Raw genomic sequence first — 291 nt, forward strand, 5'->3', positions numbered from 1 at the left:
CCATCGCCCCCGGAAGGCCCGGCGCCCAAGGACACCAAGGACACGGACGGCGACAGCATCCCCGACAGCCTCGAAGACGAGACCCCCGGCCTCCCCGACCCCTCTGGCGCAGCCCCCGTGGCCGGCGACGGCAATGGCGACGGCGTCCGGGACAGCACGCAGGCGGCAGTGGGATCGACCAGCGTCGTACGGGGCCCCACGGGAGAAAGCAGAAGCACCCCCGTGACCCTGGTGGCAGGCAGCCAGGACGGCAAGGTCGATCCGGCCAGCGGCGCGCGCATCACCCGCCTG

General features: G+C 73.5%; 1 pseudogene. It reads left to right on the forward strand.

The window, feature by feature from the left end:
- Positions 1-291: pseudogene (locus tag VTU_RS34175) on the forward strand (SwmB domain-containing protein); the annotation flags it as partial.

The organism is Verminephrobacter aporrectodeae subsp. tuberculatae At4 (genome assembly GCF_000193225.1).
In the GTDB taxonomy this organism is placed as follows: domain Bacteria; phylum Pseudomonadota; class Gammaproteobacteria; order Burkholderiales; family Burkholderiaceae_C; genus Acidovorax; species Acidovorax aporrectodeae.